The organism is Sphingobium sp. UBA5915 (assembly GCF_002431195.1).
In the GTDB taxonomy this organism is placed as follows: Bacteria; Pseudomonadota; Alphaproteobacteria; order Sphingomonadales; family Sphingomonadaceae; genus Sphingobium; species Sphingobium soli.
The window spans coordinates 16,689-33,155 of the sequence record NZ_DJDV01000021.1 but is presented as its reverse complement, the minus strand read 5'-3'; the positions used below and the strand labels follow the sequence as shown (position 1 = coordinate 33,155).

13 protein-coding genes are annotated in these 16,467 nt (G+C 66.5%); 7 read left to right on the top strand and 6 right to left on the bottom strand.

Translation table 11 applies throughout. The annotated features are described in order from the left end of the window. Together B2V90_RS03025 and B2V90_RS03020 are read right to left on the bottom strand one after the other, a co-directional pair. Positions 1-662, bottom strand: a 662-nt coding sequence (locus B2V90_RS03025; protein ID WP_293919632.1) for a Clp protease N-terminal domain-containing protein, incomplete at its 3' end; no start/stop codon positions are given. Between the two features lie 75 nt (positions 663-737). Further along, positions 738-2,414, bottom strand: a complete 1,677-nt coding sequence (locus B2V90_RS03020) for a M28 family metallopeptidase (protein ID WP_228222347.1) — start codon at positions 2,412-2,414, stop codon at positions 738-740. A gap of 167 nt (positions 2,415-2,581) precedes the next feature. On the opposite strand from B2V90_RS03020, the gene B2V90_RS03015 reads away from it, so the two are divergent. The 7 genes from B2V90_RS03015 to B2V90_RS02985 all read left to right on the top strand — a co-directional run bounded on the left by B2V90_RS03015 (position 2,582) and on the right by B2V90_RS02985 (position 10,975). Then, positions 2,582-5,470 carry a M16 family metallopeptidase gene (locus B2V90_RS03015; RefSeq protein ID WP_293919630.1) on the top strand — a complete coding sequence of 963 codons (2,889 nt, stop codon included), beginning with the start codon at positions 2,582-2,584 and terminating at the stop codon, positions 5,468-5,470. A 23-nt stretch (positions 5,471-5,493) separates the two neighbouring features. Next, the gene (locus tag B2V90_RS03010) at positions 5,494-5,793 is read left to right on the top strand and encodes a hypothetical protein (RefSeq protein ID WP_228222295.1); all 300 of its coding nucleotides are present in this window, start codon (positions 5,494-5,496) and stop codon (positions 5,791-5,793) included. Between the two features lie 120 nt (positions 5,794-5,913). Beyond that, positions 5,914-6,369 (top strand): MarR family winged helix-turn-helix transcriptional regulator, encoded by a 456-nt coding sequence (locus tag B2V90_RS03005; protein WP_228222296.1) that lies wholly within the window; start codon positions 5,914-5,916, stop codon positions 6,367-6,369. Next, positions 6,366-8,432 carry an FUSC family protein gene (locus B2V90_RS03000; protein ID WP_228222297.1) on the top strand — a complete coding sequence of 689 codons (2,067 nt, stop codon included), beginning with the start codon at positions 6,366-6,368 and terminating at the stop codon, positions 8,430-8,432. Before B2V90_RS03005 ends, B2V90_RS03000 begins: the two co-directional genes overlap by 4 nt. After that, the gene (locus B2V90_RS02995) at positions 8,429-8,644 is read left to right on the top strand and encodes a DUF1656 domain-containing protein (protein WP_228222298.1); all 216 of its coding nucleotides are present in this window, start codon (positions 8,429-8,431) and stop codon (positions 8,642-8,644) included. Before B2V90_RS03000 ends, B2V90_RS02995 begins: the two co-directional genes overlap by 4 nt. Beyond that, positions 8,641-9,543 carry an efflux RND transporter periplasmic adaptor subunit gene (locus B2V90_RS02990; protein WP_228222299.1) on the top strand — a complete coding sequence of 301 codons (903 nt, stop codon included), beginning with the start codon at positions 8,641-8,643 and terminating at the stop codon, positions 9,541-9,543. The genes B2V90_RS02995 and B2V90_RS02990 overlap by 4 nt, the downstream gene beginning before the upstream one ends. Continuing rightward, positions 9,536-10,975, top strand: a complete 1,440-nt coding sequence (locus B2V90_RS02985) for an efflux transporter outer membrane subunit (RefSeq protein WP_228222300.1) — start codon at positions 9,536-9,538, stop codon at positions 10,973-10,975. Before B2V90_RS02990 ends, B2V90_RS02985 begins: the two co-directional genes overlap by 8 nt. Here the strand turns inward: B2V90_RS02985 and B2V90_RS02980 are convergent. The 4 genes from B2V90_RS02980 to kduD all read right to left on the bottom strand — a co-directional run bounded on the left by B2V90_RS02980 (position 10,934) and on the right by kduD (position 16,364). Next, positions 10,934-11,875 (bottom strand): glycoside hydrolase family 43 protein, encoded by a 942-nt coding sequence (locus B2V90_RS02980; protein WP_228222301.1) that lies wholly within the window; start codon positions 11,873-11,875, stop codon positions 10,934-10,936. The two genes, B2V90_RS02985 and B2V90_RS02980, sit on opposite strands and share 42 nt — an antisense overlap. Continuing rightward, the gene (locus B2V90_RS02975) at positions 11,872-13,080 is read right to left on the bottom strand and encodes a glycosyl hydrolase 53 family protein (RefSeq protein WP_228222302.1); all 1,209 of its coding nucleotides are present in this window, start codon (positions 13,078-13,080) and stop codon (positions 11,872-11,874) included. The genes B2V90_RS02980 and B2V90_RS02975 overlap by 4 nt, the downstream gene beginning before the upstream one ends. Continuing rightward, the gene (locus B2V90_RS02970) at positions 13,077-15,464 is read right to left on the bottom strand and encodes a beta-galactosidase (protein ID WP_228222303.1); all 2,388 of its coding nucleotides are present in this window, start codon (positions 15,462-15,464) and stop codon (positions 13,077-13,079) included. The genes B2V90_RS02975 and B2V90_RS02970 overlap by 4 nt, the downstream gene beginning before the upstream one ends. A 144-nt stretch (positions 15,465-15,608) precedes the next feature. Continuing rightward, entirely contained in the window at positions 15,609-16,364 is a 756-nt protein-coding gene (gene kduD / locus B2V90_RS02965) for a 2-dehydro-3-deoxy-D-gluconate 5-dehydrogenase KduD (protein ID WP_009820492.1), read from the bottom strand. Between the last annotated feature and the right edge of the window lie 103 nt (positions 16,365-16,467).

The window sequence follows — 16,467 nt, the reverse complement described above, 5'->3', positions numbered from 1 at the left end:
CCTTCGGCGATCGCGGTCTTGCCGACACCGGGGTCGCCGATCAGGACGGGGTTGTTCTTGGTCCGGCGAGCGAGGATCTGGATGGTGCGGCGGATTTCCTCGTCGCGGCCGATCACGGGGTCGAGCTTGCCGTCGCGCGCCGCCGCCGTCAGGTCGCGGGCGAATTTCTTGAGCGCGTCGTAGCGATCCTCTGCGCCTGCCGTGTCAGCGGTGCGACCGCCGCGCAACTGGTTGATGGCGGCGTTGAGCGCCTCTGCCTTTACCCCGGCAGCGGCCAGCGCCTTGCCAGCCGCAGTGGTGGTGGCAAGGGTGAGGGCGAGCAGCAGCCGTTCGACAGTAACGAAGCTGTCGCCCGCCTTTTGTGCGACCTGCTCAGCCGAATCGAGCACGCGCACGGCATCATTGTCGAGGCCCGGCGTCTGCTGCGCGCCACTGCCCGACACGGCCGGCACCTTGGCGAGCGCAGCATCCGTGTCGCGCAGCGCCACCTGCGGCGATCCGCCAGCCGCCTGGATGAGGCCTGACGCCATGCCCTGCTCATCCTCCAGCAGCGCCTTAAGCAGATGCTCCGGACTGATCCGCTGATGGTTCATGCGGATCGCGACGGTCTGCGCCGACTGGAGGAAGCCCTTGGCGCGGTCGGTAAATTTTTCGAGGTTCATGACATCCCCATGGATTTGGTTGGTTCGGATGTAGTGTTGCTCAAAAACCACACAAGGGGTGATGCGGGATAATCCTTATTTTGTCGCCTTGCTCGCCTGCGGCGCAAAGATGTCGCCGAAAAAGTCGTTCTTGAACCAGCGCGGGGGCGTATCGGCATCGGCCATGGCGCGCGTGATGCGATAATTGGCCTGCGCAAAGCGCGCGCCCGCGTGCCAGTCGATATTTTGGGTCATATCGTCACCGGGATGATGATAGGCGCCGGAGAGGAAATCGCCCCACGCCTTTTCACCGCCATTGGCAAAGCCGGTGGCGAGGAAAACGGCGGGAACGCCCTGCTTCACGAACATATAATGATCCGATCGCACGAAGATGCTTTCCTGCGGCATGGGGTCGGGCGACAGGCTGACGCCCATGGGCTTGACCGCCTGCGCGACGATGGGGCCGAGCGTTGAGTGATCCGCGCCAAAGGCGATGACGTCGGTGAAGGGATAGAGCAGCAGCGGCATGTCGAGATCGACATTGCCGACGATCTGACGAATCGGGACGGACGGGTGACGGGCGAAATAATCGGCGCCCAGCAGGCCCTTTTCCTCGCCGGTCGACGCCAGAAAGATGATCGAGCGGCGTGGCTTGTCCGGTGCCATGGCCATCGCCCGCGCGACTTCCAGCATGGTCGCGATGCCCGCGCCATTGTCGAGCGCGCCATTGTTGATGCGATCCTTGTCGGCCGGTTCGCCCGGCTTGTCCGGGCTGACGCCGATATGATCAAGATGGGCGGACAGGACGACATAGTCATCCTTCAGCACCGGATCGCTGCCGGGCAGGATGGCGACGACATTGGGGCTGGTGACGCGTTGGCTGGCGCTGTCGGACTGGATGCGCACGCTGGTCTTGAGCGCGAAGCCCTTAGGCTTGCCGCCCTTGCGATCGGCCAGTTTGCGGATCGCGGCGATGCTCTGCGGCGCGCCGGCGAACACGGCCTGCGCCGCCGGGTCGTTGAGCGCCGCGCCGGCGCGGATGCCGGGCGCCTGGTCGAAGGGCTTGCCCTCGGGCGATACCCAGGTGAAATCGGGCTCGTCGGCGAACTGCACCATGCGCGCCCAGGGCCGCGCCTTTATCGATTGGAGCGTGCCCAGCGAGAGCATCCCGATCGCGCCGTGTTTTTCCGCGACCATCGCCTTGGTCGCCGACAGATGCGCGCCTTCCTCGCTTGGCAGACCTTTGGGATAGCCACGCAGGGTGACGACGATCTTGCCCTCCACATCCAGCCCGGCATAGTCGTTGAGCCCGAGGCGCTGATTTTCCAGGCCATAGCCGACGAAGACCAGCGGCGCGCGCACGTCCAGTCGGGGTTCGGCGGCATTCATGCCGATCAGCACGTCGCCGGCATGGGTGAAGCGCTGGTCGCCGGCCGGGCCGCTGACGGTGAGCGTCGCGGGGGTCTGTGTCCGTTCCGTCTTCTGGAAGGTGATGCGCTGGAGCCAGCTTCGTCCCTGTCCATCGGCGTCGCCGGCGGGCTTGAGGCCCAGGCCATCAAACTGGCTGGCGACATAGCGGGCGGCGATCTCATGCCCCTCACTGCCGGTATCGCGGCCCTTGAGCAGATCGTCGGCCAGGAATTCGACATGGGCGCGCATCGCGGCCGGGGTGAAGACCGGATCGGTGGTCGCTGGCCGGTCGGGCGATTGCGCGGGCAGGGTAGCAGGCAGGATCAGGGCGAGCGCGGCGGCCGACAGGGACAGGCATTTGATCAAGGGATTGGGCTTTCTGCTGAACGGATATGTTGCGCAGGATTGCCGTCCCGCAGGGCCGCTGTCCACCCTTTGCGTATTGCGCGCCTATCACGCCTCGCTATGGTGCATGTCCTTCGGACGCGTTCGCGTTCCATGGTCCATATGCTCCTGCCAGAGGCCCTTCGATGACCCTATCTTCCCTGTCGCGCCGCCTGCCCCTGCTGATCGGCCTGTCGGCGATCGCGCTGATGCCGAGCCTGCCCGCCGCCGCGCAGGCGACCGCTTCAAGCGCCGCGCCCGCGCCCTTGTCCAGCCTGGTGGCCAAGGTCGATATTCCCTATGAGGAATTCACGCTGAAGAACGGCCTGCGCGTCATCGTCCATACCGATCGCAAGGCGCCGGTCGTCGCCGTGTCGGTCTGGTATCATGTCGGCTCACGCTATGAGCCGGCGGGCAAGACGGGCTTTGCCCATTTGTTCGAGCATCTGATGTTCTATGGCTCGGAAAATGCCGACGGGCCGTTTTTCGGGCGGCTGGAGGATATCGGCGCGACCGACTGGAACGGCACGACCTGGTTTGATCGCACCAATTATTTCGAGACGGTGCCGACCGGCGCGCTTGATCGGGCGCTGTTCCTGGAAAGCGACCGCATGGGGCATCTGCTGGGCGCGGTGACGCAAGTGAAGCTGGATACGCAACGCGGCGTCGTGCAGAACGAAAAGCGCATGGGCGAAAATGAGCCCTATGGCCTGGTGGAATATGCGCAGCTGGCCGCGCTGATGCCCGAAGGCCATCCCTATCGCCATTCGACCATCGGGTCGATGGCGGACCTCAATGCCGCGAGCCTGGCCGACGTGCAGATGTGGTTCAAGACCCATTATGGCCCAAACAACGCGGTGCTGGTGCTGGCCGGCGACATCGACGCGGCAACCGCCAAGGCGAAGGTCGAGAAATGGTTCGGCAACATCCCGGCCGGCCCCGCGCCGCAGGATGTGGACGCCAGCGTGCCCACTCTGGCGAAGGACGCCGAAGTGATGATGCACGACAATGTCGCGGCCACGCGCCTTTATCGAAATTGGGTGGTGCCCGGCGTCAATTCGGCCGACCTGCCGCAGCTGGACCTGGCGCTGGCGGTGTTCGGCGGTCTGGGCTCCTCCCGGCTCGACAATGCGCTGGTGCGGGACGAGAAGGTGGCGGTCGGCGTCAAGGCCAGCGTGCAGCCGTTCGAGAAGCTGAGCCTCGCCGAGATTACGGTGGACGTGAAACCGGGCGTCGATCCGGTGGCGGTAGGCAAGCGGCTGGACCAGTTGCTGGCCGATTACCTGACCAACGGGCCGAGCGCCGATGAAGTGCAGCGCGCCGCGACGCGCCAGCTGTCGGGCACGATCGGGGGGCTGGAAAAGGTGGGCGGCTTCACCGGCAAGGCGGTGACGCTGGCTGAAGGGGCTGTCTATTCCGACGATCCGGCCAAATATAAGAAGGACCTGGCGATCTACGCCGCTGCGACGCCGCAGAGTGTGGCGGCGGCGGCGCGCAAATGGCTGGGCCGGCCGGTGCTGCGCCTGACCGTCGCGCCGGGCGAGCGGAGCGCTGCGGATAATGCGCTGGCGGGCAATGTGAAGGCAGAAGGCGCAACGCATCAGCCGGCGCATTTTCGCGATCCCGCCGCGTCGGCTCCGGCTGCCGCGACGCCGCCGACCCCCACCAGGATCGCCGAGCCGCCGATCGAGCCGGTCAAAGACCTCGACTTTCCTGACGTCGAACATGCCACATTGAAGAACGGCATCCCCGTCGTCTTCGCGCGACGCGACGCTGTGCCGACGGTTCGCGTGTCGGTGGCGTTCGACGCGGGCAATGCCGCCGATGACAAGGCGAAGCTGGGGACCGCGGGCCTGACGGCCGCGCTGCTGGACGAAGGCACGACGACGCGGTCGTCGATCGAGATTGCTGAGGAGCAGGAGCGGTTGGGCGCGGCGATCAGCGCGGCCAACAGCATGGACAGCACGACCGTTGGGCTGTTCGCGCTCAAGCCCAATCTGGATGCCTCGCTGGGCCTGCTGGCCGATGTGATCCGCAATCCCGCCTTCCGCCCCGAAGAGGTCGAACGGCTGCGCGGGCAGGTGTTGACCCGCATCGCGGCCGAAAAGACCGAGCCGATGGCGATGGCGATTGCGCAGCGCATGCTGCCGCCGCTGCTTTATGGGCAGGCGCATCCCTATGGCATCCCCTTCACCGGATCGGGGACGGAGAGCGGCGTGAAGGCCGTGACCCGGGCGGACCTGACCGCTTTCCATGACGCATGGATGCGCCCCGACAATGCGACCATCTTTGTCGCTGGCGACACGACGCTGGCGGAAATGATGCCGCTGCTCGAAAAGCGGTTCGGCGACTGGAAGGCGCCGGCGGCGCAGAAGGGGACCAAGCTGTTCCGCATGGACAGGATGATGCGCCCGTCGCGCATCGTGCTGATCGACAAGCCGCAAAGCCCGCAATCGCTGATCCTGGCGGGTGTGCTGACCAACAAGGCGGGCACTGACAATCCGGTGACGCTGCTGACCGCGAACGAGGTGCTGGGCGGCAGCACGACGTCGCGCCTGACGATGGACCTGCGCGAAACCAAGGGATGGGCCTATGGCGCGGGCACCGCTCTGCCGGGCGTCAAGGAAACGATCCCGTTGCTGGTCTACGCTCCGGTGCAGACCGACAAGACCGGCGAATCGATCATCGCCGCGCGGCAGGATGTGAAGGACTATCTCACCACCAAGGGAACGACCCAGGCCGAGCGCGACCAGACGATCAACAGCCAGATATTGTCCCTGCCCGGCAGCTTCGAGACATCGTCGGAATTGCTGGGTGCGATGATGCGCAACCATCTGATCGGCCGGCCGGACGATTATTACGAAACGCTGCCCAAGACCTATCGCGCGATGACCCCCGCCGACATGGACAAGGCCGCACGGGAGTCGATCAACCCCGACAATCTGATCTGGGTTGTGGTGGGCGACGTCAAACAGGTGCGGCCGCAGCTTGACGCGGTGGGGCTGCCGGTGGAAATGGGCACATTGGCTGATTGACGCCAACGTAAAGGAGAATCGATATGGCAGTGGATGGCGCTTATGATTGCGTGGCCAAGACGCCGATGGGTGACCAGAAGGGCGTCTTCACCGTCGTCAGCAGTGGCGACCGGTTCAACGGCACCTTTGCCGGGATGATGGGATCGCTCGACGTGGTCGACGGCAAGGTCGATGGCGACAGGCTGACCTGGAAGATGGAAATGACCATGCCGATGCCGATGACGCTGGAATGCGAGGCGGAAGTGGCGGGTGACGCCATCACCGGCACGATGCAGCTCGGCGCGTTCGGCGCGTCGGCCTTTAACGGGACCCGCCGGGCCTGACCTGATCCGAATTGGCCGGGCCGGATTGTTTCCGGCCCGGCGACGGATTGCAATTTGCGCATCTGCGACAGCAAAAATGACAGGTGCAAAGATAGCCCAAAATCATTAGTTAGCTAGCTAATGACGGACCCCCTCGACGATCCCCGCCGCGCATTGGCGCACAAGATGGCCCCGGTTGCGCGGCAGTGGCGGCAATTGGCGGACGATGCGCTGGCGCAATTCGGCGTGTCCAACAGTGCCGGATGGTGCCTGATCCATATCGACCGGATGGGGTCCGATGTGCGGCAGGCGGACCTGGCCGATGCGCTGGACATTCGCCAGCCCTCGCTGGTGCGTACGCTGGATGGTTTGCAGGCGAGTGGTTTCGTGGCGCGGGCGGCGCACCCGGGCGACAGGCGATCCAACATCATCACCCTGACGCCCGCCGGGCGCGATCTGGTGGGAGGGATCGAACAGAAACTGGGCCTATTGCGCGACCATTTGCTGCGCGACATTCCCGACGAGGCGATCGAGATCATGGTCGAGCTGCTCGACCTGATCGGGCAGCGCATCGCCGAGAAACGCAACCAGGCATGAGCGGCCGCCCGTTGGGCGAGGCGATCGGCCTGCCGGCCGCGCTGTTTTCGCTCAAATGCCTGATCGCCGCGATGCTGGCGCTGTTCCTCGCCTTTCATATCGGGCTGGAGCGGCCCTATTGGGCGTTCCTGACCAGCTATATCGTCGCTCAGCCGCTTGCCGGAGCGGTGATCTCCAAGGCGGTGTTTCGCGCAATCGGCACACTGGTCGGCGCGATCTTTTCCGTGGCGGTCGTGCCGCCATTGGTCAATGCACCCGAATTGCTGTCGCTCGCGATGGCATCCTGGCTGGGGCTGTGCGTGTTCGTGTCGTTGCTCGACCGGACCCCGCGATCCTATATGTTCGTGCTGGCGGGCTATACCGCCTGCCTGATCGTGTTTCCTGACGTGGATTCGCCCCAGACCATCTTCACCGTGGCGTCGCTGCGCGTGCAGGAGATCATGCTTGGTATCCTGAGTGGCACGTTGGTGCATGGCGTGGTGTTGCCCGGATCGATCACCGGCGTCCTGCTGGGCCGGGTCGAGGCGATCCTGCGCGACGCGGAACGCTGGTCGCGCGACGCCATCGCCACTGATCCGGTGCCGGGGCTGGACGCCGAGCGTCGCAGACTGGCCCAGGACGTGACCGAGTTGCACCAGATGTCGGTCCACCTGCCTTTCGACATCAGCCGGCTGGCGCCCCGCGTCCGTACCGTGCGGGCATTGCAGGACCAGCTGTCGATGCTGCTGCCGCTGGGCGCGGCGGTCGAGGATCGTCTGGCGCAGCTGAAGGTCGCCAATGGTGGCGTGGTGCCGGCGCCGGTCGAAGCGCTGATCGCCGATGTGCGCGCATGGTTGGAGACGCCGGCCCCGGATAATGCGACGCGCGCGGAGCGGACGCAAGCGCTGATAGACCGATGCCATGCGATGGAACCGCAGGCGACGGGCGACATGGGTTGGGCCGATATGATGCGTCTTAGCCTCTATGCACGGCTGGCGACGCTGATTGCGGTCCATCGCGATTGCCGCGACCTGCTGGACCAGATGGCGACGCACCGGCGCAGCGCGGTGACGCCGCGCGTGGCCGAATTGCTGGCCGGGCGGCGCAACCGCGAATTGCATCGGGACCATGCCGGCGCGCTGCGCGCTGCGTTCGGCGCCTTCCTGACCGTCGCGATCGGCTGTGCGCTGTGGATCGGCAGCGGCTGGAAGGATGGCGGGACGGCGGTGATGCTGGCGGGCGTGTTCCTGGCGCTGTTTGCGGCGCAGGATAATCTGCTCGCACCGCTCAAGGGATTCATGATCGGCACGATCATCGCGTCGGCGCTGGGCGCGGTCTATGGCTATGTCATCATGCCGCGCCTGGATGGCTTTGCGATGCTGGCGCTGGCCTATGCGCCGCCGCTGCTGGTGCTGGGGGCAATGATGGCCTCGCCTCGGTGGATGGGCATTGCGCTGCCCACGCTGCTGGGACTGGGCAGCCCGGTACTGCTGTCCGACCGCTATGTGAACGCCTTTGCATCCTACGCAAATGGTGCCGTGGCGCAGCTCGTTGGCATCTGGTTCGCGATCATCATGGCGGGGTTGTTGCAATCGGCCGGCGTCGAGCGCGCGATCCGCCGCACCGTGCGCGCCGGCTGGATCGACATCGCCAACCGCGCCAATATGAAGGGTGCGCCGGACGTGCGCGCATGGGTCAACCGGATGCTGGACCGCATCGCCCTGCTGGCGCCGCGTCTGGCCGCCACGCGGCAGGATAGCGGCGCGCCCCTCTATGATGCGTTGCGCGACCTGCGCACCGGTGTCGCCATCGGGGAATTGCGCCAGCTGCGCATTGACCTTGCCCCCCAGGATACCGTGCCGCTGACGCGGGTGCTGGCCGGCGTTGGCGATCATTACCGCGCGATGGACCCCGATGCGCCCGCGCCCGCCGATCCGGCGCTGCTATCGGCGATCGATGGCGCGATCGACGATCTGGGCGGCCACGCGCTGCCAGCGGTGCGGCGGGAGTCGGTGCTGGCGCTGGTCAGCCTGCGCCGCAATCTTTTCCCCGACGCTCCCGGCCACAGGAGGGCCGCCGCATGACCGGAGAAATCGCCTTGGGCGGCGTCTATGTGCCGACGCTGCTGCTGCTCGCGCTGGTCGCGCTGATCCTGGCCTGGGCGGTGACCCGGCTGATTGGCGCGCTCGGCCTCTATCGCTTCCTCGCCTATCGCGCCGCAGTGGACCTCAGCCTCTTCGTGCTGATCCTCGGCGGGCTCGCCATCCTTGTCCCCACCCTTGGAATCCGCCTATGAACCGCATCCCCGCAACGCTGATCCGCAGCGCCGCCACCATCATCCTGGTCATCGCCGCCGTGCTGGCCGCGATAGGCATGTGGAACCATTATGAGCGCAGCCCCTGGACGCGCGACGGGCGGGTGCGCGCCGACGTGGTGCGGGTGACGCCCGACATCAGCGGGTTGGTGACGTCGGTGGCCGTTAGGGACAACCAGCAAGTGAAAGCGGGCGACCTGCTGTTCGTCATCGACACGCCGCGTTACAAGCTGGCGCTGGAGGAAGCCGAGGCGCAGATCGCCAGCGCGAGGGCGACATTGGCGCAGGCGCGGCGCGAGGCACGGCGCGACACCGCGCTGGGCGACCTGGTCGCAGCGGAAACCCATGAACAGAATCTGGCGCGGGTGGAGACGGCGCAGGCGGCGTTGGCCGAAGCCTATAGCGGGCGCGACGCCGCCGCGCTGAACCTTAAACGCACACAGGTGCGCGCGTCGGTCAATGGCGTCGTCACCAATCTGGATCTGCATCCGGGCGATTATGTCGGCGCGGGGAGCCAGGCGATGGCGCTGATCGACAGCGATTCGACGCGGGTGGAGGGCTATTTTGAGGAAACCAAGCTGCCGCTCATCTGCATTGGCGCGCCGGTCACGGTGAAGCTGATGGGGGAGGAGCGCGAGATTTACGGGCGCGTCGACAGCATCGCCTATGGCATCAATGACGACAGCCGGTCCAATGCGGGCAATTTGCTGCCGTCGGTCGAGCCGACCTTTTCCTGGGTGCGGCTGGCGCAGCGTATTCCGGTGCGGGTGCGGCTGAAGAAGGTCCCGGCGGGGCTGCGACTGATTTCCGGGCGGACCGCTACTGTGACGGTGCAGCCAGCGGCGAAGGATGCCAAGCCGGGGGATTGCCGTCATGCCTAAATGGATCGGCGCGCCGCTACTGGCGTTGGGCCTGACAGCCTGCGCCACGGCGGGGCCGGATTATCGCTATCCGCAAGGATCGGTCGCGACAGCGCCGGCGGCGAGGGGCGATTTCCATTCGGCGCAGGGCGCGCAGTTCAGCAATGCGCCGCTGCCCGACCAATGGTGGCGGCTCTATGCCGACCGCCAGCTTGACGCGCTGGTCGAAGAGGCGTTGGCGGCCAATGCCGACCTTAAACAGGCGCAGGCCAATGTCGAACGCGCGCAGGCGGTGCTGCGCGAGGCGGAGGCGGGGCGACAGGTGACGACCGGGATCAGCGGCGGTGAAACGCTGTCCCGGCCATCGGGCGTGGCGCAGCATCTGCCTGGATCGGTGAGCTATGATCTGGGCCTGAGCGCGGCCTATCCGCTGGACCTCAATGGTCGGATTGCGCGCGGGATCGAAGCGAGCGCGGCCGATGTCGAGGCGGTGACGGCGGCGCGCGACTATGTGCGGGTCAGCGTGGCGGCGGCGACGGCGCAGGCCTATGCGCAGGTGTGCGCGGCCAATTACAGTCTGGCGGTCAATCGCAAGGTGGTGGCGTTGCAGCGCCAGACGCTCGATGCGACGCGGCGGCTGGCCAAGGGCGGGCGGGGGACGGCGTTCGACGTCAGCCGGGCGCAGGCGGCGGTGGAAACGAGCGAGGCGGCGCTTCCTGCCTTTGCCGCACAGCGCCAGAATGGGCTGTATCTGCTCGCCACGCTGCTGGGGCGGCCGCCGGCCGATTATCCGCGTGCAATCGAAAATTGCGCGGACCTGCCGGTGTTGCGCCAGCCGATCCCGGTGGGCGATGGCGCGGCGCTGATCCGGCGGCGGCCCGACATAAGGCAGGCCGAGCGGACCATTGCGGGCGATACCGCGCGGCTGGGTGTGGCCATGGCGCAACTCTACCCGCAGGTCAGCATCGGCGGATCGGTCGGCCTGTCGGGGCCGCTCAAGGATTTTGGCACCGGGTCCGCCTTCGGCTTCAGCCTGGGGCCACTCATCAGCTGGACCTTCCCCAATCGGCCGGTGATCCGCGCCCGCATCGCACAGGCCGATGCGCAGATACGCGCCGACCTGGCCGGCTTCGATACCAGCGTGCTGGAAGCGCTGCGCCAGACCGAAAGCGCACTCGAAATCTATCGCCGCGATGCCGAGCGGGCGGCGGCGCTGGACCGAGCGCGGGAAAGCGCGGGCGTGTCGGCGGCCCAGGCGGGCAAGCTGTTCCGCTTTGGCCGGGGCGATTTCCTGTCGTTGCTGGATGCGCAGCGCAGCCAGGCCAGCGCGGAAGTGACGGCGGCGTCGGCGCGCACGCAACTGGTGCAGGACCAGATCGCGCTGTTCCTGGCGCTGGGCGGGGGATGGGGATCAGGCGATAGCGTCGACCAGGGCGCGGGGGACGCGCAGTAACGATCCGTGGCGCGCGCCGGCGGGGAGCGACAGCTGGTCGCCCACATCCTGCCATCGGGCCATGTCGCGGGTCATCATCGCGCCCCAGCGGCCGTCCTTGTAGACATCATAATAGCAGATGAGCGCGTCGCCCACCCGGGCGGTCATCGGTCCTTCGACCCAGGCGGGGGAGAAAGGCGGCGAGAGCGGGCCGAAGGGGCCAGTCGGGCTTTCGGCGCGGGCGGCGCGCAGCCATTTGCGCGGCGGCGTGACCGTCTCATCCTTGACGATCAGGTGCAAGCTGCCATCGGGGGCGTGGGCAAAGGTGCCGTCGATGACGCTGAACCCCGGATCGTAGAGCGGCTGCGGTGCGGAAAAGCTGCGAAAGTCGGCGGTGCTGCACTGCCAGAGGCGGTGATTATAGTCCGACTCCGACGTGCCGGCGGTTTCAGGGTAGCGCCCCGTGACGGTGCTGGACCAGAATAGCAGGAAACGGCCGTCGGGCATGCGGATCGCTTCGGGCGCCCAGCAATTGCGGGTGCCCGCCACGTCGCGCATGACCGGGATCGCTTGCTGGTCCGACCAGTGGACGAGGTCAGGGCTGGTCGCATGGCCGATGGTCACGCCTTCCCAGGCGGTGGTCCAGAGCAGGTGATAATCCGTGCCGTCATGAAACAGGAACGGGTCGCGCATCAGTCGCTTTTCGCCAACCTGCGGCACCAGCAGGCTCCGGCCGCCGGCGAGCGTGCGGAAGGCAAAGCCGTCGTCGCTGACGGCCAGTTTGAGACCCGCGCCTTCGCCGGCCTTTCCCGTGGTGAAATAGGCGAAGAGCAGGGGGCCATCGTCATGACGAACGCGGCTTGTGGCGCAGGCGGCGAGCGGCAGGGCGGCGAGGGCTAGGGTGAAATCGCGGCGGTTCACGAATAATCTTTCGCCATCTGGCGATAGAGGTCGAGCAGATCATTGGCGATATAATCGCCGCCCTTGCCCATTGGACCCGCCGGGTCCGGCTTGGGCGCGGGGGATTGGTTGGCGAGGCCGCCGGGCGCTTCGGCGCTGTTGATGCCCTGGCTTAGCAGGTCGGGCTTGGGTCCGCCTCCGGCATTGCGGCCGTCAAGGTCGAAGATCGCTTCCTGATGGCGCAGCGGCTCCCAGATGAAGCTGCCCCAGCCATGCTTGCCGGGCAAATTATAGACGAGGTCGTTGAGATAGCGTTTGCGGCTGGAATATTCGGCGACCAGCAAGCCCTTGTCGGGGTAGCGCCTGACGAACTGGTCGAAGCTGTTTGCCCAGTCGCCCTGGCTTTGCTGCTGGTAGCAGGACAGGCCGATGACATCGAAAGCGACATTGCGGGCGATGAGCGCGTCGGTCCATTCGCGCAGGATCGGCCAGTGCCGGCCAAGATGATTGTGCAGCTGGATGGCGATGTCGGGCTGCGCGCGGCGGGCGCCGGCTATGCCTGCGCGCAGCAGGGCGGCGAAGCCGTCGAAGCCGCCGATCGCTTGATCGTCGACCTGCGCATGATTGGCGTCGGTGACGGGATTGCCGGTGGGGGTGGACAGCTTGACCCGGCCATGGGGCCATAGCATGCCGAAGGTGGTTTCGTTGCCGATCACCGCCATGTCGACCGGCGCGCCGCCCGCGCGCATCGCCACAAGCGTGTCATGGGTATGCGCCTCGACCGCCTTGGCGAGTTGGGGGAGGTCATAACCGGTCCAGGCGGCGGGCACGCCCTGATGTTCCGGGTCGGCCCAGGTGTCGCTGTAGTGAAAGGAGAGGACAAGGCCCATGCCCGCGTCACGAATGCGGCGGCCAAGCCTGATGGTCTGGTCAAGCCCGGCCCAGGCCTTGTCGGGCTCGCGCTTCGAATAGCCCTTTGCCGGATCGACGAAAATGCGCAGGCGGATGGCGTTGAAACCCGCGTCGCGCATCAGCAGGACAGGATCTTTCCGCACGCCATCGACGAAATAACGCGCGCCGGCGGCTTCGTCCTCTGGCACCCAGCTGATGTCCGCGCCGATCAGGAAGGGGCCGGGCCGCGCGCCGCTTTTGCGGGGCGTGGTCGCCAGGACGGGGAAGGGCAGAGTTGCAAGCGCGAGCGCGGCGCGACGGGTCAGCCGGGTCATGGGCGATGCTCCAGTTCAGGGACGAGACGAAGGGCAAGGAGGCTGGCGACCTGATCGCCTGGCGGCAATTTCGCGCGGGCCACGTCGTCCAGATAGATGGGCGCGTCGGCGCGCAGCGGCAGGATGGTGAGCGTCCAGGGGCGGCCCAGCCGGTCGGCGAAGCGCTTGAGGCCGATGCGCCAGACGCGCCCATCCCAATAGGCGTCGTCCAGCAGGGCGGTGCCGTCGAACAGTCGGCCGATGTCGCCGCGCCAGTCGATTTCCAGGAAGGCGTCGCCGCTTTCCACCGCGTCGGCGGGCAGGGTGAAGGTGAAGGCCGCAGCGGCCCGATGCGCTTCGGGAAGCGGCTGCATCGCGGCATTGGCCGGGCCCCCAATGACGATGGGGGGCGCGTCGCCAGCCGCGCGGCTTTGGGTGAAGCTGACAATTGACGGGGTTGGCCCGTTGACCGTGGCGCTGGCGGCCGGACCAGGCAGGACGCGCCAGTCGAACCGGGCCGTGCCGCGCTGGCGCAGGAGCGGGCCGTGCGGCGTGAACAGGGTATCGGCCGCGGTGACGATCGCGCGGCGCTGTTCGCCCATGTCGCCGACCCAGAGTTGCTGCGCCGAGGCCTGATCGAGCAGCAGGATGCGGACGCGGCGACCGTCCGGCGCGGTGACGGTCAGCAGCCGGTCAGCGGCAGGAGCCACGTCCGCGATGACGCGCCCCTGTTCCGAACGGGCGGGCGCGGACAGTCGCGTGTCGGCGGGGAAGGCGAGTTCGACCGGGCCGGGCAGGGTGGCGGCGAAGATGTGGATGGGGCCGTCGGCATCCGTAATATGCGTGACCGGCTGGGCGGTGGCCCAGTCCAGCGCCACGCCGTCCAGATCCATGCCGAAGGGCCAGAAGAAATAGGCGCCCGGCGCAATGGTCACGGCGTGAGAGGGAAAGGTCAGCGCGCCGTTGGGGAGCGTGACGGTGAAGCGCGTCGCGGTATGGGCGGCGGTCGCATATTGGCGGACATGGTTGTTGACGAACAGGAAGCCGCTGCCGCCAGCCGCCCGGACCGACCAGCGCAGGGTTTTGAGGTCATCCTTGTCGCCAGGCTGGATCGTGGGTGCGTGCACGGTCATGGGGGCGAGCCGGTCGCCATAGGCGCCCAGGAAATAATGGAGGGGGCGCAGCGCGGCGCTGACTGCGTTGACCTCCCCATATTGGCCGATCGGCGCCTGAAAATCATAGGCGATCATCGGGCAGTCATTATAGCCGCCCGACCGCTGCGTTTCTTCCAGGCTGCGGCCGTGCGCAAGCGGGTTCGCACCGCCATGAAACATATAATAGCCCAGCAGGTTGACGCCCGATCCGACCTGCGTGGTCACGGCCGCGGCAACGTCGGCGGGCGCAAGCAGCGGGCGGCGGCGATACATGACGGGGACGCCGCCGCCATATTCCGCGCCCAAAAAGGGCGTGTCGTCCATGTCGTCGTCGGCGTCGCCGCGCCGGTTGTTGCGGGTCTGTGCGCCCAGGTCGCCGCTCACCCGGCTGTCGAACCGGAAGAGATAATTTTCCTTGGGCGGTAGTTTTGTGGTCTTCGCCGACCAGGGTTCGTCAGGATAGCCGCCATGGACGGGCACCACCTCTCCCTTGGGATAGAGCGTCTGATCCCATCCGGTGACAGTGTAGAGCGGCACGTCATAGCCGAGTTTGAGCGCTAGGCTCTTGAGCGCCGCAATATGCGCCCGGCCCTGTCCCGGACCGTCGAGATTATATTCATTTTCGATCTGCATGCCGAGGATCGGCCCGCCATCCTTCCAGAACAGCCCGCGCACCTGATCGTGGAGGCTGCGCCAGAAGCGTTCGACCTCGACCATATAGGCCGGGTCGTTGCTGCGCGGGCGCGTGCCCGCGACGATCCAGTCGGGGATACCGCCAAAGCGCGCCTCGGCATGGCCCCAAGGGCCGGGGCGCAGGAAGAAGAGCAGGCCATGGTTCTGGCACAGGGTGACGAAGCGACGAATGTCGCGGTCGCCGCTCCAGTCGATGCGACCGGGCGAAAGTTCGACATGATTCCACAAGATGTAACTGGCGACGATGGTGACGCCCGCCGCCTTCATCTTGAGCAGTTCCTCTTCCCAATAGGCGTAAGGGAAGCGGGTGAAGTGAAATTCGCCCATGACCGGAAGCCAGGGCGCGTCGTTGCGGGTCAGATAGCGGTTGGTGATGCCGAATGTGCCGTGCGGACCGGTGCCGGTGCCCATATGGAGATGGCCGGATTTGAGCGGCAGGCCGGGCTTGCGCGCGTCGAGGGGAAGCGGGGCTTGTGCGGCGGCGCGGGCGGGGAGGGCAGCGCCCATTGCGGCAAGGCCCGTGGCGGTGAGCGCGGTTCGCCTGTCGAATTGGGGCATCGTTCCTCTCCTGATGGGATGGGAGGGTATGTCCCTCTCCTGTCATTCACCGTTCGCACGGAGCCTGCGCTTGTCGTCCGAAGAAGGCAGGCACTTGGACAAGCTCAGTGCGAACGGTGCAAAATCGGTTGTGCCGTGTGCCGATCAGCGCGCGAGCCAGCCGCCGTCGACGGCGAGCGTGTGGCCATGGATATAATCGGCGGCGCTGGACGCCAGGAACACGGCCGCGCCGCCAATGTCGGCGGGGTCGCCCCAGCGGCCAGCCGGGATGCGCTCCTGGATCTGGCGGTTGCGGGTTTCGTCGGCCTGGAGCGCGGCGGTGTTGTTGGTGGCGATATAGCCCGGCGCGATGGCGTTCACATTGACGCCCTTGGCCGCCCATTCGTTGGCGAGCAGCTTGGTCAGGCCCGCGACGCCGCTTTTGGACGCGGTGTAGCTCGGCACGCGAATGCCGCCCTGGAAGGAAAGAAGCGAGGCGATGTTGATGATCTTGCCAGCGCCTTGGGCAAGCATGTGGCGACCGGCGGCCTGACAGAGGAAGAAGGTGGTCTTGAGATTGGTGTCGATCACCGCGTCCCAATCCTCCTCGGTGAAATCGACGCTGTCGGCGCGGCGGATGATGCCGGCATTGTTGACCAGTATGTCCAAGGCACCAAGCTTTTCCAGCGTTTCGTCGAGGACGCGCTGGACCGGTTCGATGGTCGAAAGGTCGGCCGAGATAATGTCCGCCCGGCGGCCGAGCGCGCGGACCTGATCGACCGTGTCCTGTGCGGGCGTGCGGCCGACGGCGGCGATATCCGCGCCGGCCTGCGCGAGCGACAGGGCAATGGCCTGGCCGATGCCGGTATTGGCGCCGGTGACGATCGCGGTCTTGCCATGAAGATCGAAGGGGGTGGTCATGCCGGGCAAGCCTCTTGCATAGGATAGGGACGCATCAGCCTATACGCTCCCCGTCGCAAAGTCCAAGAAAATTCCCGCAATATGGAATGATGTTCTAATATGC

What these genes read in the sequence shown, in the direction of transcription:
- B2V90_RS03015 (WP_293919630.1), top strand. Translation starts at nt 2,582, where the DNA reads ATGACCCTATCTTCCCTGTCGCGCCGCCTGCCCCTGCTGATCGGCCTG.
- B2V90_RS03010 (WP_228222295.1), top strand. Translation starts at nt 5,494, where the DNA reads ATGGCAGTGGATGGCGCTTATGATTGCGTGGCCAAGACGCCGATGGGT.
- B2V90_RS03005 (WP_228222296.1), top strand. Translation starts at nt 5,914, where the DNA reads ATGACGGACCCCCTCGACGATCCCCGCCGCGCATTGGCGCACAAGATG.
- B2V90_RS03000 (WP_228222297.1), top strand. Translation starts at nt 6,366, where the DNA reads ATGAGCGGCCGCCCGTTGGGCGAGGCGATCGGCCTGCCGGCCGCGCTG.
- B2V90_RS02995 (WP_228222298.1), top strand. Translation starts at nt 8,429, where the DNA reads ATGACCGGAGAAATCGCCTTGGGCGGCGTCTATGTGCCGACGCTGCTG.
- B2V90_RS02990 (WP_228222299.1), top strand. Translation starts at nt 8,641, where the DNA reads ATGAACCGCATCCCCGCAACGCTGATCCGCAGCGCCGCCACCATCATC.
- B2V90_RS02985 (WP_228222300.1), top strand. Translation starts at nt 9,536, where the DNA reads ATGCCTAAATGGATCGGCGCGCCGCTACTGGCGTTGGGCCTGACAGCC.
- B2V90_RS02975 (WP_228222302.1), bottom strand. Translation starts at nt 13,080, where the DNA reads ATGACCCGGCTGACCCGTCGCGCCGCGCTCGCGCTTGCAACTCTGCCC.
- B2V90_RS02970 (WP_228222303.1), bottom strand. Translation starts at nt 15,464, where the DNA reads ATGCCCCAATTCGACAGGCGAACCGCGCTCACCGCCACGGGCCTTGCC.
- kduD (WP_009820492.1), bottom strand. Translation starts at nt 16,364, where the DNA reads ATGACCACCCCCTTCGATCTTCATGGCAAGACCGCGATCGTCACCGGC.